Source organism: Enterobacter sp. CPE_E863, from assembly GCF_046521465.1.
GTDB lineage: Bacteria > Pseudomonadota > Gammaproteobacteria > Enterobacterales > Enterobacteriaceae > Enterobacter > Enterobacter adelaidei.
The window spans coordinates 1,747,684-1,770,252 of record NZ_JBKFZX010000001.1 but is presented as its reverse complement, the minus strand read 5'-3'; the positions used below and the strand labels follow the sequence as shown (position 1 = coordinate 1,770,252).

General features: G+C 52.4%; 23 protein-coding genes, 1 other RNA gene and 2 pseudogenes. 11 read left to right on the top strand and 15 right to left on the bottom strand.

The features are described 5' to 3' along the window. Positions 1-4 precede the first annotated feature (4 nt). The 3 genes from ACLHV8_RS08720 to fdhF all read left to right on the top strand — a co-directional run bounded on the left by ACLHV8_RS08720 (position 5) and on the right by fdhF (position 2,974). On the top strand, positions 5-325 hold the full coding sequence (locus ACLHV8_RS08720; protein ID WP_049006380.1) for a hypothetical protein: 321 nt from the start codon (positions 5-7) through the stop codon (positions 323-325). 29 nt (positions 326-354) lie between these two features. Then, on the top strand, positions 355-633 hold the full coding sequence (locus ACLHV8_RS08715) for a biofilm/acid-resistance regulator YmgB/AriR (protein ID WP_028017255.1): 279 nt from the start codon (positions 355-357) through the stop codon (positions 631-633). A 190-nt stretch (positions 634-823) separates the two neighbouring features. Then, positions 824-2,974 carry a formate dehydrogenase subunit alpha gene (gene fdhF / locus ACLHV8_RS08710; RefSeq protein WP_208593899.1) on the top strand — a complete coding sequence of 717 codons (2,151 nt, stop codon included), beginning with the start codon at positions 824-826 and terminating at the stop codon, positions 2,972-2,974. A gap of 88 nt (positions 2,975-3,062) precedes the next feature. Here the strand turns inward: fdhF and ACLHV8_RS08705 are convergent, their stop codons facing one another. From ACLHV8_RS08705 to ACLHV8_RS08665, 9 genes are all read right to left on the bottom strand, one after another. Then, the gene (locus ACLHV8_RS08705) at positions 3,063-3,284 is read right to left on the bottom strand and encodes a hypothetical protein (protein ID WP_108090127.1); all 222 of its coding nucleotides are present in this window, start codon (positions 3,282-3,284) and stop codon (positions 3,063-3,065) included. Next, positions 3,262-3,495: a hypothetical protein gene (locus ACLHV8_RS08700; RefSeq protein ID WP_208593898.1), complete on the bottom strand. Its 234-nt coding sequence runs from the start codon at positions 3,493-3,495 to the stop codon at positions 3,262-3,264. Before ACLHV8_RS08700 ends, ACLHV8_RS08705 begins: the two co-directional genes overlap by 23 nt. Then, positions 3,492-3,857 (bottom strand): hypothetical protein, encoded by a 366-nt coding sequence (locus tag ACLHV8_RS08695; RefSeq protein ID WP_208593897.1) that lies wholly within the window; start codon positions 3,855-3,857, stop codon positions 3,492-3,494. Before ACLHV8_RS08695 ends, ACLHV8_RS08700 begins: the two co-directional genes overlap by 4 nt. Next, positions 3,829-4,500: a helix-turn-helix transcriptional regulator gene (locus ACLHV8_RS08690; protein WP_208593896.1), complete on the bottom strand. Its 672-nt coding sequence runs from the start codon at positions 4,498-4,500 to the stop codon at positions 3,829-3,831. Before ACLHV8_RS08690 ends, ACLHV8_RS08695 begins: the two co-directional genes overlap by 29 nt. Positions 4,501-4,699: 199 nt before the next feature. Then, on the bottom strand, positions 4,700-5,212 hold the full coding sequence (locus tag ACLHV8_RS08685) for a fimbrial protein (RefSeq protein WP_208593895.1): 513 nt from the start codon (positions 5,210-5,212) through the stop codon (positions 4,700-4,702). An 11-nt stretch (positions 5,213-5,223) separates the two neighbouring features. Continuing rightward, on the bottom strand, positions 5,224-6,171 hold the full coding sequence (locus ACLHV8_RS08680) for a fimbrial protein (protein ID WP_108090132.1): 948 nt from the start codon (positions 6,169-6,171) through the stop codon (positions 5,224-5,226). Between the two features lies 1 nt (position 6,172). Further along, positions 6,173-8,716: a fimbria/pilus outer membrane usher protein gene (locus tag ACLHV8_RS08675; protein ID WP_208593894.1), complete on the bottom strand. Its 2,544-nt coding sequence runs from the start codon at positions 8,714-8,716 to the stop codon at positions 6,173-6,175. Positions 8,717-8,758: 42 nt separating this feature from the next. After that, positions 8,759-9,436 (bottom strand): molecular chaperone, encoded by a 678-nt coding sequence (locus ACLHV8_RS08670; protein WP_108090134.1) that lies wholly within the window; start codon positions 9,434-9,436, stop codon positions 8,759-8,761. A 57-nt stretch (positions 9,437-9,493) separates the two neighbouring features. Next, a complete protein-coding gene (locus tag ACLHV8_RS08665) occupies positions 9,494-10,024 on the bottom strand; it encodes a fimbrial protein (protein WP_208593893.1) in 531 nt (176 codons plus the stop codon). 421 nt (positions 10,025-10,445) lie between these two features. Between ACLHV8_RS08665 and ACLHV8_RS08660 the strand changes: the two are divergent. Beyond that, positions 10,446-10,706, top strand: a pseudogene (locus tag ACLHV8_RS08660) (cyclic nucleotide-binding protein); the annotation flags it as partial. Here ACLHV8_RS08660 and ACLHV8_RS08655 read toward each other — a convergent pair. Next, complete coding sequence (locus tag ACLHV8_RS08655) at positions 10,683-10,874, bottom strand: hypothetical protein (protein ID WP_407220422.1); 192 nt, start codon at positions 10,872-10,874, stop codon at positions 10,683-10,685. The pseudogene ACLHV8_RS08660 and the gene ACLHV8_RS08655 overlap by 24 nt on opposite strands. Then, positions 10,856-11,836: an IS5-like element ISKpn26 family transposase gene (locus ACLHV8_RS08650; protein ID WP_000019445.1), complete on the bottom strand. Its 981-nt coding sequence runs from the start codon at positions 11,834-11,836 to the stop codon at positions 10,856-10,858. Before ACLHV8_RS08650 ends, ACLHV8_RS08655 begins: the two co-directional genes overlap by 19 nt. Before the next feature lie 67 nt (positions 11,837-11,903). On the opposite strand from ACLHV8_RS08650, the pseudogene ACLHV8_RS08645 reads away from it, so the two are divergent. Both ACLHV8_RS08645 and ACLHV8_RS08640 read left to right on the top strand, forming a co-directional pair. Next, positions 11,904-12,305 (top strand): annotated as a pseudogene (locus ACLHV8_RS08645) (helix-turn-helix domain-containing protein); the annotation flags it as partial. A 77-nt stretch (positions 12,306-12,382) separates the two neighbouring features. Next, entirely contained in the window at positions 12,383-13,012 is a 630-nt protein-coding gene (locus tag ACLHV8_RS08640; protein ID WP_108090137.1) for a helix-turn-helix domain-containing protein, read from the top strand. A 49-nt stretch (positions 13,013-13,061) separates the two neighbouring features. On the opposite strand, the gene ACLHV8_RS08635 is transcribed toward ACLHV8_RS08640, so the two are convergent. The 3 genes from ACLHV8_RS08635 to ACLHV8_RS08625 form a co-directional block, all read right to left on the bottom strand. Then, on the bottom strand, positions 13,062-13,256 hold the full coding sequence (locus ACLHV8_RS08635; protein ID WP_010430192.1) for a YdiH family protein: 195 nt from the start codon (positions 13,254-13,256) through the stop codon (positions 13,062-13,064). Between the two features lie 85 nt (positions 13,257-13,341). Beyond that, positions 13,342-13,752, bottom strand: a complete 411-nt coding sequence (gene menI, locus ACLHV8_RS08630) for a 1,4-dihydroxy-2-naphthoyl-CoA hydrolase (protein WP_028017253.1) — start codon at positions 13,750-13,752, stop codon at positions 13,342-13,344. After that, positions 13,749-16,805 (bottom strand): FAD-binding and (Fe-S)-binding domain-containing protein, encoded by a 3,057-nt coding sequence (locus ACLHV8_RS08625; RefSeq protein ID WP_208593892.1) that lies wholly within the window; start codon positions 16,803-16,805, stop codon positions 13,749-13,751. The genes menI and ACLHV8_RS08625 overlap by 4 nt, the downstream gene beginning before the upstream one ends. 199 nt (positions 16,806-17,004) lie before the next feature. On the opposite strand from ACLHV8_RS08625, the gene ydiK reads away from it, so the two are divergent. The 5 genes from ydiK (at position 17,005) to ACLHV8_RS08600 (ending at position 20,093) form a co-directional block, all read left to right on the top strand. After that, on the top strand, positions 17,005-18,120 hold the full coding sequence (gene ydiK / locus ACLHV8_RS08620; RefSeq protein WP_049006386.1) for an AI-2E family transporter YdiK: 1,116 nt from the start codon (positions 17,005-17,007) through the stop codon (positions 18,118-18,120). A 195-nt stretch (positions 18,121-18,315) separates the two neighbouring features. Beyond that, positions 18,316-18,423, top strand: an RNA gene (gene rprA, locus ACLHV8_RS08615) — antisense sRNA RprA. A 365-nt stretch (positions 18,424-18,788) separates the two neighbouring features. Then, on the top strand, positions 18,789-19,283 hold the full coding sequence (locus ACLHV8_RS08610) for an Hcp family type VI secretion system effector (protein WP_049006387.1): 495 nt from the start codon (positions 18,789-18,791) through the stop codon (positions 19,281-19,283). Next, a complete protein-coding gene (locus ACLHV8_RS08605; RefSeq protein ID WP_049006388.1) occupies positions 19,283-19,651 on the top strand; it encodes a tlde1 domain-containing protein in 369 nt (122 codons plus the stop codon). The genes ACLHV8_RS08610 and ACLHV8_RS08605 overlap by 1 nt, the downstream gene beginning before the upstream one ends. A gap of 1 nt (position 19,652) precedes the next feature. After that, entirely contained in the window at positions 19,653-20,093 is a 441-nt protein-coding gene (locus ACLHV8_RS08600) for a Shiga toxin A subunit (RefSeq protein ID WP_108090139.1), read from the top strand. 77 nt (positions 20,094-20,170) lie between these two features. On the opposite strand, the gene ACLHV8_RS08595 is transcribed toward ACLHV8_RS08600, so the two are convergent. Next, entirely contained in the window at positions 20,171-22,567 is a 2,397-nt protein-coding gene (locus ACLHV8_RS08595) for a glycoside hydrolase family 3 N-terminal domain-containing protein (RefSeq protein ID WP_410392118.1), read from the bottom strand. Positions 22,568-22,569: the final 2 nt, after the last annotated feature.

The following is a 22,569-nucleotide window of genomic DNA, read 5'->3' as shown; positions in this document are numbered from 1 at the left end:
TGCCATGAACAGCAGTGACGCAGATCGACTGATAGACCAGCTTATCGGTGAAGCCGCCCTTTCTCTTCTGAAAGAGCGGGGGCCAGTCACAACCGAAGGATTGCTGCAGCGTCTGCGGGTCATGAAAGAACATGAAAAGGATCCCCGGCGGCGGGAGACACTTGCGGTGGTGATTGCCGAGATCGGCTCAAACAGCATCGCCTTTACACGTCGCAGAACCGCGCAAGGACGAACGAACAGAGAGGGATCTCTCAACGATAACAGAGACAATGTTGTGCCGTTATTTGGAAGTGGAAAACCGTCCGATCCCAAAAAAATACATTGACTGTCATTTAACAGCTACGGTGAGAACAAATGAGACAAAATATTCAGCTTCAACCCGAATACCATTCTGCTTTTTTAGACAGTGCGCTGTCGGAATATTTCCGTCACGCAGGCGATCGTTTTGCTGAAGAGTCCGCTGTTTTTTCTACTGCAGTACGCTGTGTTCTGGCCTCCGAAGGGCATCTCTCCAACAAAGCGATCATCCTCTGGCTTATTCAGACGCTGGAATCGACCAACGACGTTGTCCAGGCGGATGTTATTCGCAAGACGCTGGAAATCGTCGTTGGCTACACCATGGACGACCTGTAATATCACAGCCACTCAGCCTGCTCTCGTGTCATCGTCAAAACTGACGAATGTTCTGACGATGACACGCGCCCTCCCCGCTTAACCCCTGTAAAGCCAGCAAAGCCAACCTGGCACGGTTCCTGCTTACCTCCGTTTACGGGGCTGGGTCTTCCAGCCAACTTTGCTTCATTTCTTAACAGGTCTGTTATTGATGAAAAAGATCGCCAGCGTCTGCCCCTACTGCGGTGCAGGCTGTAAATTAAACCTTGTCGTTGAAAATAACCGTATTATCCGTGCCGAAGCGGCAGAGGGCGTCACAAACCAGGGCTCCCTGTGTCTGAAAGGCTTTTACGGCTGGGATTTCCTCAACGATACCCGTCTCCTCACCCCACGCCTGACCCAACCGATGATCCGCTACCACAAAGGAGAGGCATTTACTCCCGTCACCTGGGAAGAGGCAATCCGCTATACCGCCCACAAACTCAGCAGCATTAAAGAGCAGTACGGCCCACGGTCGATCATGACCACCGGCTCCTCACGTGGTACCGGGAATGAAACAAATTATGTGATGCAGAAATTTGCCCGTGCTGTGCTGAACACCAACAACGTTGACTGCTGTGCGCGCGTCTGTCACGGCCCTTCCGTTGCCGGCTTACAGGAAACGTTGGGCAATGGCGCAATGAGCAACTCGATCAGCGATATTGAAAACTCAAAATGCCTGCTGGTATTCGGCTATAACTGCGCGGACTCCCACCCTATCGTCGCCAGACGTGTGCTGAAGGCGCGTGAGAACGGCGCAACAATTATCGTCTGCGATCCGCGTCGCATTGAAACGGCGCGCATTGCCGACCAGCATCTGCAGCTGAAAAACGGCAGCAACATGGCGCTGGTGAACGCCTTTGGTTATGTGCTGCTGGAAGAAGAACTCTATGACAAAAACTACGTTGCGCGTTTTACAGAAGGGCTTGAGGCCTATCGTCAGACGGTAAAAGACTACGCACCAGAGAATGTCGAACATCTTACCGGCATTCCCGCCCGCGATGTTCGACAGGCGATGCGCACTTTTGCGGCGGCACCGTCAGCCACCGTGATGTGGGGCATGGGTGTAACGCAGTTTGGTCAGGCTGTCGATGTGGTCAAAGGACTTTCCAGCCTGGCGCTGCTGACCGGCAACCTTGGACGACCTGCCGTCGGCGTTGGCCCTGTACGCGGCCAAAATAATGTACAGGGCGCCTGCGATATGGGGGTTCTACCCAATATGTTCCCGGGTTACCAGGACGTCACGGACCCGGCAATCAGGCAGAAGTTCGCTGATGCGTGGGGGATTGACGTCAACAAAATGGACGATCGTGTCGGAACACGCATAACTGAAGTGCCACACCTGGCACTGGAAGGTAAGGTCAAAGCCTATTACATCATGGGGGAAGATCCGCTTCAGACCGAGGCCGATCTCGGCCTGGTTCGCAGCGGTTTTGAGGCCCTCGACTTTGTGGTAGTTCAGGACATCTTTATGACCAAAACAGCGGAAGTGGCGGATGTTCTTCTCCCCGCCACCTCCTGGGGCGAACACGGCGGCGTATTTACCTGTGCCGACCGGGGGTTCCAGCGTTTTGGCAAAGCCATCGAAGCCAGCGGCAACGTGAAGCGCGACTGGGAGATCATCAGCCTGCTCGCAAGCGAAATGGGCTACCCGATGCATTACGAGTCTAACCAGCAGATCTGGGACGAGATGCGCGAGCTGTGCCCGCTGTTCTTCGGCGTGACGTATGAAAAAATGGGTGAGATGGGTCATGTCCAGTGGCCGTGCCCGACGCTGGATCATCCGGGAACCCCGTACCTGTACAAAGGCAATCAGTTCGACACCGCATCCGGTAAAGGGCAGCTCTTTGCCGCCCCGTGGCGCGCGCCGGCGGAAACCCCGGATGCGGATTTCCCGCTGGTGCTCTGTACGGTACGCGAGGTGGGGCACTACTCCTGCCGCTCCATGACCGGGAACTGCGCCGCGCTGCAAAGCCTGGCCGACGAGCCTGGCCGCGTGCAAATGAACCCTGCCGATGCAGCTAAGCTGGGCATTACAGACGGGCAACTGGTCTGGGTGCGTTCGCGTCGTGGTAAAGTGATTACCCGCGCCAGCATTAGCGAGCGTATCAACGCCGGGGCGGTCTATATGACCTATCAGTGGTGGATTGGGGCCTGTAACGAACTGACGCAGGACAACCTCGATCCCATCTCCAAAACGCCGGAGACGAAATACTGCGCGGTGCAGTTGGAGGCGATTGAGGATCAGCGCTGGGCGGAGGACTATGCGACCACGGCCTATCAAAGCATGAAGACGCGGCTAATCACTGCCCTCAACGTCTGAGAATATGCCGGGAAGCGGCGACGCCTGACCCTGCCAACACCTGAGATTTTGTAGGCAGGGTCAGCGAAGCGCCACCCGGTGTGAAAAATCAGGGAGGGCTATGCATAGAGAACTGCACCATCAGACCCGCGTCATCTCCTACCTGGAATCTGCCAGCGGCCAGCCCTGCTGATACAGACCGCCGTGATATGACCTGCCCGTAAAGGGCGATAGGCATCTCCCCTGGCGGGATCTGGAGATCGATGCCGCCCAACTGGTCGCCCGGGTCGCGTTTCTGGCTTCCCGTATTATCCCGGCCAAGAAAAGCCATCACGAAACGCTGTCAACGTCTGAGGGCGTCCTCTTCCGCCCCACCACTGCGGGATCTCGCCAAAGCTCAACCATTGATTCGCAACGCTTACCGCAGCATAGCTACCGTTCGGGTTCAGATGTGAGGCATCGGAAACCCACTGTGTTTCGTCTACGTTCCCCTGAAGCGTGACATCCCAGTACTCACCGTTGGTGTTTAGCATCGTACTCAACGACTGTTCTGCCCGCTGAATATGCCTGGTCCCTGCGGCAGCGGGTCCCGACCGGTTGCCACGTCACCCCACGGCACGATGAGCGTTTTTATCTGCGCAAGGCGCATCTGAACCCGGCGAACAACCTGCTCGCTCACCGGATCGCGAGCGTCATACCGCGCCACCATCGTACGGCTGATTTCCGACTCACTTAGCGGCCGGGTTGATAGCGATAATGCGAACAGATGACGCCCGGCTAACCACGCCAGATCGTCCCGCAGCTGGCGGTCATTCTCAATTAATCCGGCTCCTCTAACGTTGAACGCGACCGCGCTGGCTAAAAATACGGCATATTTAACGGGCAGACGACGCGGCAACCTCATAGTTCTTGATATCCATGGTTAGATAGTCCCGAAAAAAATTGGGAGCGCTATTTTTCTCGGCCAGTCTGTTAAGCAACACGATTAATTCATAATCATTTCGCAGATCGAATTTTTGCATCAGCATATATTTATGGCTGAATACCGTCTTATCACTGATATTCAACTCGTGCGCAATCTCCATGACCGACAGTCCTTTATAAAAACTCGCCATAATGCGGATCTGCTGTGGAGAAAGTTTTTTATGATGGCAGTCAAGACAGACATTTTTATTCCAGCGATAGCCGGGCGACTGCGTTTTATACCAGGCAAAATAGATTATCTCTCTGATCTTCAAAACCGACGCTCTTCGCGAAATTAAAATAATATCTTCAAAACATGACGGGGTCGTTGCTTCACGACACTCGTCATCCACCAGGCCTATCACGATCCCCTTTTTACGCGACTGTAACTCCGGTATGCAGGTGAAAACCTCGCCGACACACAGCGAGAGCACCACAATATCGGCGACACTTACGCCGTCATGGGTAAAATGAGATGAAAACTGGACCTCTTCTCTGAAACCTCGCTGAAATAAATCAGCGAGAAAGACCTGTAAGCCATACTGAAACAGTAAATCAGACTCTTTTATCAGAATGTTCAGCATAGGTTAATCCGCTGCCATGAGTGAATTGAAATGGCAACCTACCACCACCTCTGAATCGCTATTTCGCTCCATACTGCTGTTATTAAATGAGGGGGAGTCAATAAAGGCCCATATAATTGAAAAAATAAGAACCAACACCGTCATCCCTTTCAATAAAAAGTGAATGGCATGCACATTTACCTCCAGAACGTCTGCTTAACTAATTATATTGCATGGTCATAACGACAACTGCACTGATGCTTCCGGGCGTTGCACCGCCTGAAGCGGATTTTACCCAGGCCTGCATAGGCATCGTGGCAGTGCTGTCTGCCGCAATGGCCTTTGTGATACTGGAGCCAGTCCCTTTAAGCGAGCCGGTTGCGGCGTCACTCATAGCGACGGCAACGCCAGTGGCCGAGCCGCTGTTCATGTAGTAGTCCGCCCCTGCTGCGGGATCCGAGTTACCTGTGAACGTCACCGTGATGCTACGGGTTCCCAGCGGACAACTTGTAAAGAGCAAATTGAACGCAACCGGGTCAGACGTGGATCCCGGCGTCACCATATTTGATGCCTGAATATTGCCAAGATTAATATCCAGATTCGTATTTCCGCCATTAAATATGCAGGGTGACGCAACGATATTCCCCGTTACGCCAATATTGACCGTATCGGCTGAAAACACCTTCCAGCTCAACAGGGCAAGCAGGAGCGTTTTTTTGTGCGATATTTTCATCTTCTCACCTGCTACTGGTAGGTTATATTAAGCGTGGCCGAGGCGTTGGCCGTTCCCGACTGAACGGTCCCCTGCGTTTGATAATAACGGGCCGTTAACGGGAGCGTTTCGACTCCACCCGTCGACTGTTTTAATAACAGGCGGCTATTCATGGCCAGTGGAGTACCGTTATAGATGAGTTGAACGCCCACTCCTTTTGCCGTTCCGGTATTACCTTGACCCGTTAAGGCCATTACGCTGGTATTGCTGATATCCGGATTTTGAATACCGCTTAAAGTGACGTTAATATTGGTTCCGGTGCTGCAGTTTAATCCGAGATTCTGCGTATTTTGCGCCCCTGCCGGCGACGTTCCCACGCCTGCGTTAAAAGATGAGGTGGGTATATTTCCAATGGCGAAGGTTAGTTGTGGCGTATTAATTGTGCATGCCAGGGCATTGATCGTTCCGCTGCTTAACTGCGTTGTCAGACCATCGCGATAAATAGCGTCGCTGCCCTGAAGGGTTACCACACCGATTACGCCTGGCGTGAGTGCCCCAGATGAAACCAGCCCGGTCACCACCAGTTCAATTTTTCCGCCATACCAGTCGACGTATGAGGTTTGTGCGTTATATGAGAAGGTATTGCTCGGGTTTTCGAAATAATTGTTCGATGAAAATCGAATCCCAATCCCGCTGACGTTGGTATTGTAAACATGATTCCCATAGGTACTGAGCGTGGCGCCGTTATAACGCATGCTAAAACCCAGCATTAATGGATTGGTGCAACCGGTCAGATACGATCCGGTGCCCGACGCAGCACCGGAGAATATCACCGTTCCAACAGGCGCATCGCGCTGCACGGTGAGGGTGCCCACCGACAGCGTAGACGTCTGCGGAACGATCGTCATGCACGTCCCGGCGTGGGCATAATTCCAGCCCACAAAAAAACACAGCAACAGCAAAAATTTCATCGTTTTCATCTTAATGTCCCTGACGGCAAAGAGCGTTAACGAGGGTGACGCCACCGTAGGTGGCCTGTTTCGGCAGGGTGAAATCCGCACGACACTGCTGGGCGGATTGATTTCCCCACGCGACGACCAGCGTCCCCTGCTCGCTCATGCCGGTTAAATAGACCTGTCCTCGATCGCCGACGATAAAGCTACCGTGACCGTCTCCAGCGAGCGTCACTACCGCCCCAAAAGGAACGAAGCGGCCGTTGTCCATCAAGGTCATCAACACCTTGCGCCCCACTTTGGAAAGGTAATCAGCCCTGACTACCGCGCCTCGCGTCGGCGTGACCGTACGCGTACTGATCTCCAGCTCAACGTCATCAGGCATATTTTCCGGATCGAGCGTGAGGTCGTTTTTGCGGTACACGGAGAGGTTGCTAACCACCGTATAGCCTCTGTAGTCCGTTCGCATGCCGGACTGGTTTCGAATATCCACCCCATGGGCGCCGGGTGCCTTAATCAGGGCATTGGTTTCCCCCAGCGGCTGGGAAAAGGTGATGCCGTCCGCGTGGGCCAGAATCCCCCCCTGCAGGCCGTAGTTCAGACGCTCGCTGCTCCTGTCGTAGCCATAGCCCGCCGTCACTTCGCCGTAGGTCCCTTTGTAGTCACCGTTAATGTTGCCGGTATATCCGACGCCGTCCGTGCCGAAGCCCTGCTGCACGTTCCAGTTCAGGGCATTGTTTTCCAGGGCCACGCCGTTCATACCCAGGTTGTGCGTGGTGCCGTTATTCTTGCTGGCGTTCATGCCATAGTTCGTCCACGTCTGCGGGAGGAATTTCTCCAGCGGCACGCTGACGTTAAATGCCAGAAGCTGATCGTGGTCGTACGTTTTGCTGCTCCCGGTGCCATAAGAGGCTGCACTGGCGTTTTTGCTGTATGTCCAGGTCACGCCATAGCTGATGTTATGCCAGTAGTTGTTATACCCGACGCTCCAGGATGCCATCGATTTGCCCGAATTCCAGTAGTCTTCCCGCGCGGCGCTGAGGGTCAGGGAACCCATATCCCCGCCCAGCGTCTGGCTCATGGTCAATTCGGCGCGGTTACGCCGCCTGTCCTGCAGCGAGGTACTGTCCCCCCAGGAATCCAGCACTTCCTGCATCCCGTAGTAGCCGCTGGTCGAATAGCGATACCCCGCAATAGAGAAGTTCGTTCCGGTATCGATAAAGTTCTTGCTGTACCGCGCGCGCCAGGACTGCCCGTTGGTTTTTGCCGTTTTATCCGGTGTAGACCAGGCCTGGGTAACGTCGGTAGAGAGCGCACCAAAATCCCCCATGTTTTTACCCACCCCAACGGCGAGCGACCGGTACTTGCCTGACCCCTGAACGCCACCGTATAGCGTCAGGCCATACGGGAGACCATAAATACCGGTCAGTTGCCCGAAAGGCGTCTTTTCCACCCTGCTGTTATAGGCACGATAATGGCCGCCCGTGATGGCATACTTCAGACGCCCTTCGCGCTGCAGCACCGGCAGTGAGGCGTAAGGCAGGGTGAAATGTTGTTCACTTCCATCAGCCTCTTTGATCGTCACGTCAAGGTCCCCGGCACCGCCCGTCGGGTACATGTCGGTTATCTCAAACGCCCCCGGGGCGACATAACTCTGGTAGATCTGATAGCCATTCTGGCGCACCACCACCTGCGCATTCGTGCGCGCAATACCGCGAACCACGGGCGCGTAACCCTTCAGGGAATCCGGCAGCATGTCATCGTCGGATGCCAGTTGGCCGCCGCGAAAAGGCATACTGTCAAACACGTCAGCCGGAGAAGAGCTGTCGCCTAGCGTCAGCTGCGCTTTCAGGGGAATAACGGCCCGCTGCGCATAGGTATAAACGGTGTCCCATTTATCCTGACCCGACGCATCCCGGGACCAGGTGGTGTAGTTGCGCAGACGCCACGGCCCAATGTTGATCCCCGGACGCAGGTTGGCATACAGGCTGTCGGTTCTGGCAGCCTCATCGGTTTTCGCCCAGGTGTTGGCCCCGCTCAGGCTGTAATTGAGCATGGCGGCATTGATACCTTCGTCCCACATCTCCGGCGGCACATAGCCACGCGCCGGTATATCGATAGCAGCCTGCGGAATACTGATAACCAGACGCTGCGCGTTGAACTGGAAATCCGTCGAGGACAGCGGAATGGCTTTAAGATCGGCACAGGCGCTTTTCGCTGAGCCCAACAGAGGAAAAAGCGCAGTCTTAACCCCCCACTGTTTTAATTGTTCAATGCTCAGGCATGGCTGTAATACGTCATTTCCATCGGGCGATTTCGCTGCGGCAAAGGTAATATCCCGGGTCTCAATGAGCTGATCGTCAAGAATAATATCAACATGGTACGTCCCCGGTGCCTGAGAGCCTGTTTCAAACGCGGATAAATCTGCTTTCCCTATTCCCGGGTTATCCAGCTCAACCAGTTCGGTATTAAACGTTTCGCTGGCATAAAGCGTGGGTGAAGAACCCGTCATCACCAGGGCGATGAGTGTCGCCAGACGTCGAGGTCGTACTTTATAATGCTGTATTTTCATTGCTGATGACCTGAGTAATGCAGGTATTACCGTTTTTCAAAATCACAAACTGGCTTGATGTAAAGCGCCGGGACTTCCATAATCGTTGATAACTTTAAACGTCAGCGTATTTCCGTTGGTTCCATGAGATAACGGGAACCGGGCCGACGCGCCGGGTAATACATACGAAACATCATCCAGTTTTTTTCCGCCTACGGATATTTCATTAAAATTGATTACATAGGGAGTCGGATTCGTTACCTGAATTTCATTCCCGTTGCGTTGCCATGCTAATTTTTCAACCTGTTCTTCAGGCGTTGACGCGTGAAGATTTGCCGGGCGATAAATCAACTTGATACGCGTTTTCACCGCAATTTGCAGTGAGTTAGCCTGTTTCGTTGCAGAAGGAATAGCTTTTATATTGAGCCAGAATAAACTTTCTTGTTCCTGAGGGAGTGAACCCGCCATGACAATGCGTTCGATATTTTTCTGGCCGCCATCAAGTCGATAAAGCGGAGGCGTAATGATAAAAGGCGCTTTATCTGCTTTTCCCTCCGGTGTATCAATCCACGACTGAATTAAAAAGGAAGCGCTATCGGCATTATCTACGCTAATTGATGCTTCTTTTTTTGCACCGTCGAAAATAACGCGCGTGCCGCCAATAATGACGCCGGCATTGGCCATTGAAAATGTCAGCGGTAACGCTGTCGCGGCCAGGCCGATTGTTTTGATAAAACGCATTGAATACCTCATAAAACAAAGGGGCCGGGTGGCCCCATACTGATTACTGCAAAAGACTTAGTTATAAACCACAGAGAAGTTAGCAACCGAATTAGCCGGGCCCGCGGTCACTGATTCCGCAGTCGAAATATACTGAGCATAGAAATTGAGCGTATTATCAGTTGTGCTGCTCAGAGCATAGGAATAGCTGTTGCTACCATGCAGCGGTAAATCGGCCTTATCAGCCGTCATCAGGTTGATGGCCACGCCCGTTGCTGCACCCACAACGGAGGAATCAATCGCCAGCAGGCTTGCGTTGGTTAAATCTGGCGTTCCGTCAAAACGCACCTTCGCGGAGGTAACGGTCACCGGGCAGTTTTTCAGTACGATATCGAACTGCGTCGCCGCGGTTCTGGAACCCGTTGTCGGGAATTCCGTTTTGTAGTAATCACCGAGGACCACAACCTGATTCTGGGATGCCACATCTACATCGCAGGCATTATCCAAAATATTACCGTTAAAATTAACCGTACCTGCCGCAGCGAAAGCCTGAGTCATTGTCAATGCAGAGCCTGCCGCAAACATGGCAGCAATAATTTTCTTTTTCATAAAGCCATTTCCTGTATTACTTTATTTATTACTGATATTCAGGCAAAACAGACAATCCTCATTCTGCCATTATTTTTAGGTGCCATCAGAAACAAAATAAAACTCTCATCATGGCGAGCGTTTCAGATTGGCATTTCTGTCGGCGAGTCAAAACTTATACAACTCTTTTCCGCGAAACAATCTATTTTCAGGTCTAGCTGTAGACTGGGGCTTAACAAAAAATAAACATTTAAACTGTGCGCTTTATCGTCAGTCTATTTTTAGACCTTCACCTTATAACGATAAAATTCATAGCGTTAAGATGCCTACTCCTCCTGGTCTATTATTAGACTTTTGACTGTTATTCCCTGCTTCGCTGATTTTTAAGATAATTCTCCACGCTGATTGAAAAACGATCACACCTGTTGAAGTGAGGTATATTATGAACACGCGAATTGCAACCGAATTAGACAATGAGAAATCATCGGTGCTGGGATTAAAACCCTTAAAGCACATAGAGCGCTTAATTGATAATGTCCTTCCTGTCGCAGAGAAAATCATTCTTTCGAAAAGTGAAGTCGTACAATATTACCGAAATGACGAACGCCACTGTTTTATGCTATTACACGGCAGCGTGGCGCTGCACCGCCGCGGCGACGGCATTGTGTTAAATTCGGAATCAGCCCCCTTTATACTGGGTGTTAGGGAAGGTGCGAATAAGCAGGTCATTTCTTCCCAAGCTGACTCGCTGATTAAAATTTCGCGGATCTGGGCCGATTTTTTTCCCGCAAACACATCGAATCAGCCTATTTAGGCTATTTTTTCCACCATTTCTGGCGTTATTTCCGGTTTTTACTGAGATCTCTCCCACTGACGTATCATTTGGTCCACCCGAAACAGGTTGGCCAGGGTGAATAACATCGCCAGTTGGTTATCGTTTTTCAGCAGCCCCTTGTATCTGGCTTTCACGAAGCCGAACTGCCGCTTGATGATGCGAAACGGGTGCTCCACCCTGGCACGGATGCTGGCTTTCATGTATTCGATGTTGATGGCCGTTTTGTTCTTGCGCGGATGCTGCTTCAAGGTTTTTACCTTGCCGGGACGCTCGGCGATCAGCCAGTCCACATCCACCTCGGCCAGCTCCTCGCGCTGTGGCGCTCCCTGGTAGCCGGCATCGGCTGAGACAAATTGCTCCTCTCCATGAAGCAGATTACCCAGCTGATTGAGGTCATGCTCGTTGGCCGCGGTGGTGACCAGGCTGTGGGTCAGGCCACTCTTGGCATCGACACCAATGTGGGCCTTCATGCCAAAGTGCCACTGATTGCCTTTCTTGGTCTGATGCATCTCCGGATCGCGTTGCTGCTCTTTGTTCTTGGTAGAGCTGGGTGCCTCAATGATGGTGGCATCCACCAAAGTGCCTTGGGTCATCATGACGCCTGCTTCGGCCAGCCAGCGATTGATGGTCTTGAACAATTGACGGGCCAGTTGATGCTGCTCGAGCAGGTGGCGGAAATTCATGATGGTGGTGCGATCCGGCAGGGCGCTATCCAGGGATAATCGGGCAAACAGGCGCATGGAGGCGATTTCGTACAGGGCATCTTCCATGGCACCGTCGCTCAGGTTGTACCAATGCTGCATGCAGTGAATACGCAGCATGGTCTCCAGCGGATAGGGCCGTCGGCCATTGCCCGCCTTGGGATAAAACGGCTCGATGACAGCGGTCATATTCTGCCATGGCAGAATCTGCTCCATGCGGGAGAGGAAAATCTCTTTTCGGGTCTGACGGCGCTTAGTGCTGAATTCACTATCGGCGAAGGTGAGTTGATGGCTCATGATGTCCCTCTGGGATGCGCTCCGGATGAATATGATGATCTCATATCAGGAACTTGTTCGCACCTTCCTTAGCAGTCAGTTTTCATCGGAACATCTTTACGTCAGGGCACTGGAGACATCCGAATTAGCGTGCATGTCGCTGGATGCGTTTAACAACGTGGTTGCACAGCACGATCTCTGGGAACATTTTTCTAAATTGCTGATCTATACAGCATCACGGGTGTATGAGCACTGTGCACAAATTTCACAGATGTCCGCATACGATATCATCCGCTTTCAGCTGGTTGAATTAATGCAGGAGCCTGAGGCAATTAGACAAAACATCACCGCAGCGGCCTACATTAAGAGCCGTACCTACCTTTCCCGCAGCGGTATAATGCGGATTCTGGCAGAACTGCGTACGGGGAAATACATCACCATGGAACGTGGCGTGCTGATAGAGGTTAACCATTTACCCCGGAAGTACTGAAAGCACAATAATATCTGGAGATAGCGCGAGAGAAGAGCGAAACTATAAGCATAAGGTCATCTTCCAGGTTTACGGCTATGTCCTCTACAGATAAATCGTCTCGCGGCTCCCCTTACGCCCAGGAACTGATCGCGCATCTGGAGCCCTATTGCACCGTGCGTCGAACGGGCCGCGGCGAACGACTTAACCTTGAGGTTAACGGTCAGGGGATCTGTTATTTAATCCTGGAGGGGACGATTGCACTCTACCGCAGCAGCGATAACATGATGCTTTCCACCGCTCGCAGCCCTGCCCTGTTTGGTCTTGCTAACCTGACAGACATCTATTTCAATGATTACCTCATCACGGTGAGCCCTTGCCTGATTGGTAGTATCCCTACTGAACAGGTGGCTGATATTATTAAAGAAAAAGGGCTATGGGGTCTGCTCTCCAGACAGCTGATGTTTGTCTATAGCCGACTTTATAACAACGTGATGCCCCAGGGTGCCCCCACTGCGTATGAGATGATTCGCCAGCAGCTCGTTAAGCTAATGGAGGAAGACGAAGGCTATCGACGCAGCGTGACGGCGGAGCGATACATTCGGGAGAAAACCCAGCTCTCCCGCAGCGGCGTGATGCGTATTCTGGCGGATTTAAAAACCGGTGGATTTATCGAGATGGAAGAAGGCAGGCTCATTAGAATCAATAAACTCCCCGCCAGATACTAAATTCCGGGTACAAAAAAGGCCGCAAGCGCGGCCCTTTCATTACATACACTCAATGGACGTGAACGCCCAACCGCCAGGCAAAGTAAATCTCTTCTTTCAGCTCATTCGAAGAGAGCGCCAGCAAATCTGCAAATTCCAGCTCAAGCTGTTTCAGCTTTTTCAGGTACTGCGCCGGAGACAGGTTGCTCTTATCGCGACGTAAATATTCAATTGCCAGCTGTGTTGGGGTTATTTCAGTATCCATGATGTCCTCACTTATGTACAAAACATGACCACTATATCACAACACAGTGGCTAACTTTTGACCAAAGGCAAAACATCTGAAAACTTTACACAACTGCCGTCGTCAGCCGCGACGAGCAGCACAAACGATCCTGCTCATCGAGAATGTCAATTTGCCACACCTGATGGCGACTTCCGGCGTGCAGCGCGCGGCAAACACCGCGCACACGACCGCTACGCACCGAGCGAATATGGTTAGCATTCACCTCCAGCCCGACGACCTTCTGCTCCCCTTCGGTACAGAGATACCCTGCCACAGAGCCCAGCGTTTCAGCCAGCACGACGGACGCGCCGCCGTGCAATAAACCAAACGGCTGATGAGTACGGTGATCGACAGGCATGGTCGCCTCAATCTCATCGTCACCGATGCGGGTGAACTGGATATCCAGCAGTCCCACCATATTGCCCTCGCCCATGGCGTTCAGCGCCTGCAGCGTCACTGCACGTTTCCAGATCATCCAATTATCTCCAGTAAAGCCTGCAATGGGTGACGAACACCGTTACCTTCTACCCGTTTAACCTGGCTTCGGCAGGAGTAGCCCGTCGCCAGACAGCGGTTTCGCGGCAAACGCTGCATCGCCTGATGCCAGGACAACTCGTAGATGCCGAGCGAGTTCGCGTGATTCTTCACTTCATGTCCGTAGGTTCCGGCCATGCCGCAGCAGCCCACATTCACACTCTCCAGCTTTGCGCCAAACCGGGCAAAGATAGAGGCCCACTGTGCAGGCGCGCCCGGCAGTGCAGTCACTTCCGTACAGTGACCGAACAGATACCACGGTTCCCCGCTGATATCCTGAATCGCTTTTTGATCCAGTGCGAGCGGCAACCACTCGTGCACCAGCATGACGTGGAAATCCCCCCGTTTATCCCCAAGCGTCTGCTTGTATTCATCGCGATAGCAAAGCACCAGCGCCGGATCGACACCAACCATCGGGATCCCCAGCGTGGCAACACGGTTGAGGAAGTCCGACGTTTTCTGTGCCGTTTTCGCAAAGCGGTTCAGGAAGCCTTTAATGTGCTGCGCCTTGCCGTTCGGTGAGAACGGCAGAACCACCGGTTGATAACCCAGTTTTTCTGACAGGCGGATAAAATCCGCCACCACCTGTGCATCGTAGTAGCTGGTGAACGGATCCTGCACCACCAGCACCACATTCGCTTTTTGCTCAGGGGCTAACGCCTCAAGCTGTTCAAGGGTCATGTTCGCTGAGCGGTGTCCGACGAGCTGTCGTTGCAGCGACGGTACCGACAGCAGCGGCAGATCGACCATTCCGATATGTTTTTCGGAGAGCTTGCGCACCAGCGGTTGATTAATAAAGAAGTTAAAGGTCTTTGGCGCACGCGCCATCAGCGGCGCATAACTTTCAACTGTCGCCACCAGATGGTCACGTACCGGACGCAGGTATCGGGTGTGATAAAGCTGCAGAAAACGCGAACGGAACTCCGGCACATCTATCTTAACCGGGCATTGGGTTGAGCAGGCTTTGCAGGCCAGACAGCCAGACATCGCCTCTTTCACCTCATGGGAGAAATCATACTCGCCTTTATTTGCATGCCAGCTATTCCGTGTGCGCTCAATCAGCGAACGCAGGCTGGCGCGTTTTTCCGGTAGCTCCTGCTCAAGCTTGAGCGGATCCACTCCTCGGTCGGCCAGCAGACGCAGCCATTCGCGCACCAGCGTTGCACGCCCTTTCGGAGAATGGATACGGTTACTGGTGATTTTCATCGACGGACACATCGGGCTTTTCACATCAAAGTTAAAGCACAGGCCGTTGCCGTTGCACTCCATCGCGCCGCGCCATGAGGAGCGTACCGCGATAGGGATCTGTCGGTCATAGGTGCCGCGTTTAACGGCATCCACCCGCAGCATCGGCGCATCCATACCTTCAGGCGGACAGATTTTCCCCGGATTGAGGCGGTTATCCGGGTCAAAAGCCGCTTTAACTTTGCGCAACTCCGCGTAGAGCTGCTCGCCGAAAAATGCCGGACTGTATTCAGCGCGGAAGCCTTTACCGTGCTCGCCCCACAGCAGGCCGCCATATTTCGCGGTTAACGCAACGACGTCATCGGAGATCTGTTTCATCAGGATCTCCTGCTGCGGGTCGCACATATCCAGCGCCGGACGCACGTGCAGCACCCCGGCGTCGACGTGACCAAACATGCCATAGCTCAGGCCGTGGCTGTCCAGCAGGGCGCGAAACTCGACGATATAATCCGCCAGATGCTCAGGCGGAACGCAGGTATCTTCGGCAAACGGAATGGGCTTGGCCGCCCCTTTCGCGTTGCCAAGTAGCCCTACGGCTTTTTTCCGCATCGCGTAGATACGTTCAATGCCGGCCAGATCGTTACAGAGCTGCCAGCCAATCACCCCGCCTTCACCTTGCGCGATAAGTTCATCCAGCCGCTGACAGAGCGTCATCACCTGGTTTTCAATCAGCGCCGCGTCATCGCCGGCAAATTCAACGATATTAAGGCCAAGCATTACTTTATCTGGCACATCGGTAATCAGCTCACTGACGGAGTGCCAGACGATGTCTTCCCGGGCCAGATTTAATACTTTGGAGTCGACGGTTTCAACAGACAGCGCTTGTGCTTCAACCATAAAAGGTGCATTACGCAGCGCAGAGTCGAAAGAGTCATATTTGACGTTCACCAGGCGACGTACCTTCGGCAACCGGGTGATATCCAGCCGCGCCTCGGTAATAAACGCCAGCGTTCCCTCGGAGCCCGTCAGTATGCGGGTTAAATCAAATTGCGTCAGATCATCGTTAAACACATGACGCAGATCGTATCCGGTCAGAAAACGGTTCAGTTTGGGGAATTTGTCAAGGATCAGCTGACGGTTGTCGCGGCAGCGCTCCAGCACGGTACGATAGATGCGTCCTCTGGCGGTGTTATCTTTACCCAGGGTTTCCGCCAGTTTGACCGGCATCGGCTGCGTATCAAGAATATCACCGCCCAGCAGAACGGCACGCACGCCCAGCACGTGATCGGAGGTTTTACCGTAGACCAGCGAGCCCTGACCGGAGGCATCCGTGTTGATCATCCCGCCGAGGGTCGCGCGGTTACTGGTGGAAAGCTCCGGGGCAAAAAAGTAGCCGTAAGGCTTGAGATACTGATTTAGCTGATCTTTGATAACGCCCGCTTCGACCCGCACCCACCCCTCTTCAGGGTTGATTTCAATAATGCGGTTCATATAGCGAGACATATCAACAATGATGCCCTGGTTCAGCGCCTGGCCATTGGTTCCGGTGCCACCGCCACGTGGGGTAAAGACCAGAGAAGCAAACCGCTCCTGCGTTGCCAGCCGGGCGATAAGCGCGACATCGGCCGTTGAACGAGGGAAAACAACGGCATCGGGAAGAAGCTGGTAGATACTGTTATCAGTCGCCATCGTCAGCCTGTCGGCATAATTCGTGGCGGTATCACCTGTAAAACCCTGTTGCTCCAGTGCCTGCAAAAAATTAAGCACCAGCTGAACGACGCCAGGTGCCTGAGAAATCTGTGGGATCATGACTGTCGACCCTAATTAGAGTAATTTGAAATCGTTTGCGTTGTGTCTGGAAAGTTTTATCACATTTTTTTCTTATGTGCTTCGTAGAATTACGGGCAAAATCCGCCTGTCAAAAATCGCCGAGATCACTAATGATTAGAGAGACGCGGTTTTCCGTTCCCGCCAGCCACGCTGGTGTTCATTAAAGGAAGTTTCAAATATGGTCAATCTTCGCCAGCCCAGGGATGTTGCGCAAATCTTGTTGTCGGTGCTGTTCCTGGCTCTCATGATTATTGCGTGTCTGTGGATTGTTCAACCCTTTATTCTCGGCTTCGCCTGGGCTGCGACCGTTGTCGTTGCCACGTGGCCTTTACTGTTGCGTTTGCAGAAGCTGCTGTTTGGCCGCCGCGGGTTAGCGGTGCTGGTTATGACACTCTTGTTGTTCCTGCTGTTTATTATTCCCATTGCTTTACTGGTGAATAGCCTGGTGGATTCCAGTGGTCCGATAATTCGAGCCATTACCAGTGGTGAGCTGACGCTACCGGATCTCGCCTGGCTAAACAGTATTCCAGTGGTGGGTGCCAAACTCTATAGCGGCTGGCATAGCCTGCTGGAGATGGGCGGCAGCGCGTTGATGGCGAAAGTGCGTCCTTATATTGGTACCACCACCACCTGGTTTGTGGGACAGGCGGCGCATATTGGTCGCTTTATGATGCACTGTACCCTGATGCTGGTCTTCAGTGCCCTGCTCTACTGGCGTGGTGAGCAAGTTGCTTTGGGTGTTCGTCATTTTGCTACCCGTCTGGCGGGCAAACGGGGTGACGCAGCGGTACTGCTGGCTGCACAGGCTGTGCGCGCGGTTGCGCTTGGCGTTGTGGTAACGGCGCTGGTGCAGGCGATACTGGGCGGTATCGGTCTGGCAATTTCCGGTGTGCCGTACGCCACCGTCTTTACCGTTGTGATGTTGATGACCTGTCTTGCGCAACTGGGACCGTTGCTGGTGCTGATACCCAGCATCATCTGGCTTTACTGGACAGGTGATACCACGTGGGGAACGGTTCTGCTGGTGTGGAGCTGCGTGGTTGGTACGATGGACAACGTCATTCGTCCAATACTCATCCGCATGGGTGCTGACCTGCCGCTGATCCTGATCCTCTCAGGCGTTATTGGTGGATTGATTGCCTTTGGCATGATTGGCCTGTTTATTGGCCCGGTGCTTCTCGCCGTGACATGGCGTCTGTTCTCCGCCTGGGTGCATGAAGTGCCGCCACCGGGTACTGACCCGGACCTCATCCTGAATGAGCTGGAAGAGCTGGAAGATAAGAACAGTCAGTAACCGCAGTGCCGGGTAAGATATGCTTACCCGGCCCCTTAATACTTAAGTAATACTTAAGTATTTATTCATTGAGCACTGGTCAGACCCACCTTCCCTGCACTAAATCTGCTGCTAACCTCAAGAAATCTTTACGTCTCTTTAACTATTGAGACGAATCTGATCGACGCTAAATAACACAATGCCTAGTATTAGCACACGGTTATAAATCAACACCTTGGTTTATAAGCATGGAAATCCCCTGAGTGAAACAACGAATTGCTGTGTGTAGTCTTTGCCCATCTCCCACGATGGGCTTTTTTTTCGCTTAAAAACAGTGAGTTACAAAGTACGGTGAAATTTAAGTGTACTACTGGTGTGCTAAACGTGTAATTAGCAGTAAATGCTACCCCCTGTACGCCTCTTAAAATTCCCCTAAAAATCAGAAGGTTGTTTTTGTGTATTACCCTTTTAAAAATTGTTCCATCCCGTGTAATCCGCTACACTATCGCCCCCGTTTTACTTCCCGTTTAGCGGGGCTATTTGCCGCAATTCCGGTAAAGCCTTTGCCGCTCATTGGTAGGGGCTTTTCTTTCCTCTCAGTGATATTTCTCCTTTATTCATTCATTATCTAAATAATTGATCCTGCTAATCATGGTGCTAACATAACCCTTTTCAATGGAGGGTTAAAAATGGCTATACCTGTTTATTTATGGCTGATTGATGATGCAGGAAATCAAGTAAAAGGGTCTGTAGATGTTCACGGTAGGGAAGGTTCTATAGAGATTGTAGAGTTAATGCATAACGTAGAACTACCTACTGATAACTTAACAGGGAAAATCACTTCTAAGAGACTGCACGGAGACTATTTTTTAATTAAAGAAGTAGACAGTTCATCTCCTTACATCTATCAAGGTGTTTCATCTGGTAAGCGGTTTAAGCAAGCTATATTAAAATTCTATCGCATTAATCATAACGGACAAGAGGAAGAGTATTTTAGGGTGACGTTAGATAATGTCAGAATCAATGAAGTAGAGCCTTTCATGTTTGATATTAAAAATCCTACATATGAAAAGCATAACCATCTTGAAGCATTCTATTTAGCTTATGAAAAAATCACATGGCACTATTTAGATGGTAATATTATTCATTCTGACTCTTGGAATGGTAACAAGGAGGTAGCGTAATGACTTGGGTATATAAAGTAAGTGCTCATAGTTTTTATCTTAACGGTACATACCAGTTTGATGCAATGTATGCAGGTAAACCGGGTTTTAAGAATGATTCAGCTAATGAGTGTGTAAAGGATAAAGGCCCACTTCCTAGAGGCACTTATACTATTGGACCGGCCTTCTATCACAAGAGGACAAAAGCCTACACTATGAGGCTGACACCTTATCCAGAAAATCAAATGTGCGGGCGTGATGGTTTTCTGATTCACGGCAACAGTGGAGCACATCCTTCAAGTGCCTCAAATGGTTGCATTATATTAGGTTTAAAGGGGCGTATCACGATCAATAAAAGCACAGATAAGATACTGGTAGTTGAGGATTAATATGAAGAGATTATTATTTCTACTATTTAATATTCCTGTTATATCTTATGCACAATCGGGGTGTGAATTACCTAATGCAGCGATGGAATCATCCTTATTTGATGCACTTTCTAAAGATTTAAAAATTGACACTTCAACTGTAGACGAGATGAAAGCAAAAGTAAAAATCCTCGATGTTACACCTATATCTAGATTCTATGCAGAGGAGTTAGCAAAGATAGATTATGAAGAGGATAAGGCCAGAAATAACAATAAACCGCTATTAGATGAAAAGTCATATTTTGACAGCTTCTATGATAACGATGTTAAATCTATAACTGCAAAATATACATATACAAACAAAGCAGGGAAGAAGTCTGTTTTCATTGCCACAAGCCTTATGAATAAAGATGAATGCTCTATAAGGTTCAACGGGTACATTACTCTTTCAAGAGAGTTTTAAACATAAAAGCCCCATCAGGGGCTTGTTCTAACATTCTTTCCTTCAGGAACAAAGGTAACCGATCTGATCCCGATTGATTAACACACCGCAATGCCTTCATTTGCGCGCTTAACCTGACAGCTACTGAGCATCCGCCACTCCGCAGACAGCACCCGCGTTTCACCTGTCACATTAACCGTCACCACCTCGCGGATATCCGTCGACGATGCGCCAATCTGCAACTCAAACTCACCCGGCTCAACAATGCGTTTTCCGTCCCGACGGGTGAAGTTGAACATCTCAACTGGCAGCATAAAGGTGAGCGTGGCGGTTTCGCCCGGCGAGAGCGTGACGCGCTGGAATGCCTTTAGCTCCTGAAGTGGCCGTACCTGCATGGCAACCTTATCCCTGACGTAAACCTGCACCACCTCGCTGCCACTGCGTTCTCCGGTATTGGTAATATCCACACTCAGCGTCACCTCACCGTCAACCGGCACGCTGGATGCCACCACTTTCGCCGTTCCCCAGTTAAACTGCGTCCAGCCAAGGCCGAAACCAAACGGATAACGAGATCCGAAATGGAACGCAAACGGCGTACCGCCACTTTTGAGCTTGTGATTGTAGTAATACGGCATTGCCCCGGCACTTTTCGGCACGCTCACTACCAGACGCCCTTGCGGTTCCGCACGCCCTGTCAGTACGTCCGCAATCGCCCAGCCCCCTTCCTGCCCTGGAGCCCAGGCCATAATGAGTGCCGCTACTTTGTCTTCCAGTCCCTGCAGGTTGTATGGCCGCCCTCCGGTCATCACGACAATCACCGGTTTGCCGTTGGCTACCAGCGCCTCCAGAAGTTGCTGCTGCACACCCGGCAGATTCAGAGAATCGGTATCAGACCCTTCCCCTACCGTGCCGCTCTGGAACAATCCGGCGAGGTCGCCAACGCAAGCCACTACAACATCACTCTCTTGCGCAGCGTTAACAGCCTCGGGGATCAAATCAGTACATTGAGAAACCGGCGACTGCTGCATCGGTTTGCCGCCGCTGTCGCCCGGGAAGACCGGCGCGCCCGCCATCCGTTTTTCGATAATGTGACACCCTTTGGCGTAGCGGACCTGCGAGGCACCAAGATAATGCTCCAGCGCCGCACGCGGGGTCGTGACCTGCGAGGTCTCTTCTACCATATCGCTGATGATCAAATGCACCGGGAAACTGTAGCCGCTGAGCAGCGCGAGCGGGTCGTCCGCCGTCGGCCCCACCACCGCCACGCGGGGTTTACCCCCGAGCGGTAAAATGCCGTTGTTTTCCAGCAGCGTGAGCGATTTCGTCGCCACTTCCCGAGCGGCCTGGCGGGCCATATCGTTTTGCAGATCGATACCATTTTCATCCGCGTACGGGTTTTCAAACAGGCCAAGGCGGAATTTTTCCGTCAGCGTACGCGCCACAATCTCATCGACCTTCGCCATAGAGATCAGCCCGCGCTCTACCGCTTCCGCCAGATGCCGCGCGCAGTCATCTTTCGGCAGTTCGACATCCAGCCCGGCGTTGAACGCCAGCGCAGCGGATTCGGCCGCGTCGTGGGAAATCCCGTGGTGCTGGTGCAGCAGGCTGACGCCGCCGTAGTCCGCGACAATAATCCCGTCGAACCCCCACTGCTCGCGCAGGACGGTGGTCAGCAGGAAGCTGTCGCTGTGCCCCGGCTGGTTATCAATATCGTGGTACGCGGGCATAACCGAACCGGCGTTTGCCAGCTTGACCGCCATTTCAAACGGCAGCAGGAAGGTGTCGTTCAGCTCGCTGAATCCGAGGTGGACCGGCGCATGGTTGCGTGCGCCTTCGCTGAACGAGTGACCCACGTAATGTTTCAGGGTCGCCAGCAGATCGCGTTTATCGCCCTGTAAGCCCTTCACGTAGGCGGTGGTCATCACCCCCACCAGCCACGGATCTTCACCAAAGGTCTCTTCGGTACGCCCCCAGCGGACATCGCGAGAGACATCCAGCACCGGCGCCAGCCCCTGCTGACAGCCAACGGACCGCGCCTCTTTACCGATCTGCTCTGCCGCGCGCTGTACCAGTTCAGGATCCCAGGTAGAGCCGTAGTTCAGCGACGACGGGAACAGCGTAGCGTCTTTGCACAGCAGCCCCACCAGGCACTCTTCATGGAACAGCGCCGGTATGCCGAGACGCGTCTCCTCCATCATCATGTGCTGCAGGCGGTTAGCGGCACGCACCCCAGTTTTCGCGTCGACGATATGGGTACCCAGCGGACGGGTGATCTGCCCGACGCCCAGCTTTAGCCGTTCGCTCAGCGCAGCCTGCTCGCTCACGCCGGAGAATTCGTCACTCAGATCGCTGCGCTCACGATGGTTACCGTTTTCATCGAGGATCAGCCAGTACGCATGCATCTGGGCAAACTTCTCTTCCGGGGTCATACGTGCCAGTAAGTCGGCGACGCGCTCGTGCACGGGACGTCCCGCGTCCTTATAGATAGCTGTCATGT

Excerpts from the sequence above, each read along its gene's own strand:
- ACLHV8_RS08720 (WP_049006380.1), top strand. The coding sequence starts at position 5 with ATGAACAGCAGTGACGCAGATCGACTGATAGACCAGCTTATCGGTGAA.
- ACLHV8_RS08715 (WP_028017255.1), top strand. The coding sequence starts at position 355 with ATGAGACAAAATATTCAGCTTCAACCCGAATACCATTCTGCTTTTTTA.
- fdhF (WP_208593899.1), top strand. The coding sequence starts at position 824 with ATGAAAAAGATCGCCAGCGTCTGCCCCTACTGCGGTGCAGGCTGTAAA.
- ACLHV8_RS08705 (WP_108090127.1), bottom strand. The coding sequence starts at position 3,284 with ATGGCTTTTCTTGGCCGGGATAATACGGGAAGCCAGAAACGCGACCCG.
- ACLHV8_RS08695 (WP_208593897.1), bottom strand. The coding sequence starts at position 3,857 with ATGAGGTTGCCGCGTCGTCTGCCCGTTAAATATGCCGTATTTTTAGCC.
- ACLHV8_RS08690 (WP_208593896.1), bottom strand. The coding sequence starts at position 4,500 with ATGCTGAACATTCTGATAAAAGAGTCTGATTTACTGTTTCAGTATGGC.
- ACLHV8_RS08685 (WP_208593895.1), bottom strand. The coding sequence starts at position 5,212 with ATGAAAATATCGCACAAAAAAACGCTCCTGCTTGCCCTGTTGAGCTGG.
- ACLHV8_RS08680 (WP_108090132.1), bottom strand. The coding sequence starts at position 6,171 with ATGAAAACGATGAAATTTTTGCTGTTGCTGTGTTTTTTTGTGGGCTGG.
- ACLHV8_RS08675 (WP_208593894.1), bottom strand. The coding sequence starts at position 8,716 with ATGAAAATACAGCATTATAAAGTACGACCTCGACGTCTGGCGACACTC.
- ACLHV8_RS08670 (WP_108090134.1), bottom strand. The coding sequence starts at position 9,436 with ATGCGTTTTATCAAAACAATCGGCCTGGCCGCGACAGCGTTACCGCTG.
- ACLHV8_RS08665 (WP_208593893.1), bottom strand. The coding sequence starts at position 10,024 with ATGAAAAAGAAAATTATTGCTGCCATGTTTGCGGCAGGCTCTGCATTG.
- ACLHV8_RS08650 (WP_000019445.1), bottom strand. The coding sequence starts at position 11,836 with ATGAGCCATCAACTCACCTTCGCCGATAGTGAATTCAGCACTAAGCGC.
- ACLHV8_RS08640 (WP_108090137.1), top strand. The coding sequence starts at position 12,383 with ATGTCCTCTACAGATAAATCGTCTCGCGGCTCCCCTTACGCCCAGGAA.
- ACLHV8_RS08635 (WP_010430192.1), bottom strand. The coding sequence starts at position 13,256 with ATGGATACTGAAATAACCCCAACACAGCTGGCAATTGAATATTTACGT.
- menI (WP_028017253.1), bottom strand. The coding sequence starts at position 13,752 with ATGATCTGGAAACGTGCAGTGACGCTGCAGGCGCTGAACGCCATGGGC.
- ACLHV8_RS08625 (WP_208593892.1), bottom strand. The coding sequence starts at position 16,805 with ATGATCCCACAGATTTCTCAGGCACCTGGCGTCGTTCAGCTGGTGCTT.
- ydiK (WP_049006386.1), top strand. The coding sequence starts at position 17,005 with ATGGTCAATCTTCGCCAGCCCAGGGATGTTGCGCAAATCTTGTTGTCG.
- ACLHV8_RS08610 (WP_049006387.1), top strand. The coding sequence starts at position 18,789 with ATGGCTATACCTGTTTATTTATGGCTGATTGATGATGCAGGAAATCAA.
- ACLHV8_RS08605 (WP_049006388.1), top strand. The coding sequence starts at position 19,283 with ATGACTTGGGTATATAAAGTAAGTGCTCATAGTTTTTATCTTAACGGT.
- ACLHV8_RS08600 (WP_108090139.1), top strand. The coding sequence starts at position 19,653 with ATGAAGAGATTATTATTTCTACTATTTAATATTCCTGTTATATCTTAT.
- ACLHV8_RS08595 (WP_410392118.1), bottom strand. The coding sequence starts at position 22,567 with ATGACAGCTATCTATAAGGACGCGGGACGTCCCGTGCACGAGCGCGTC.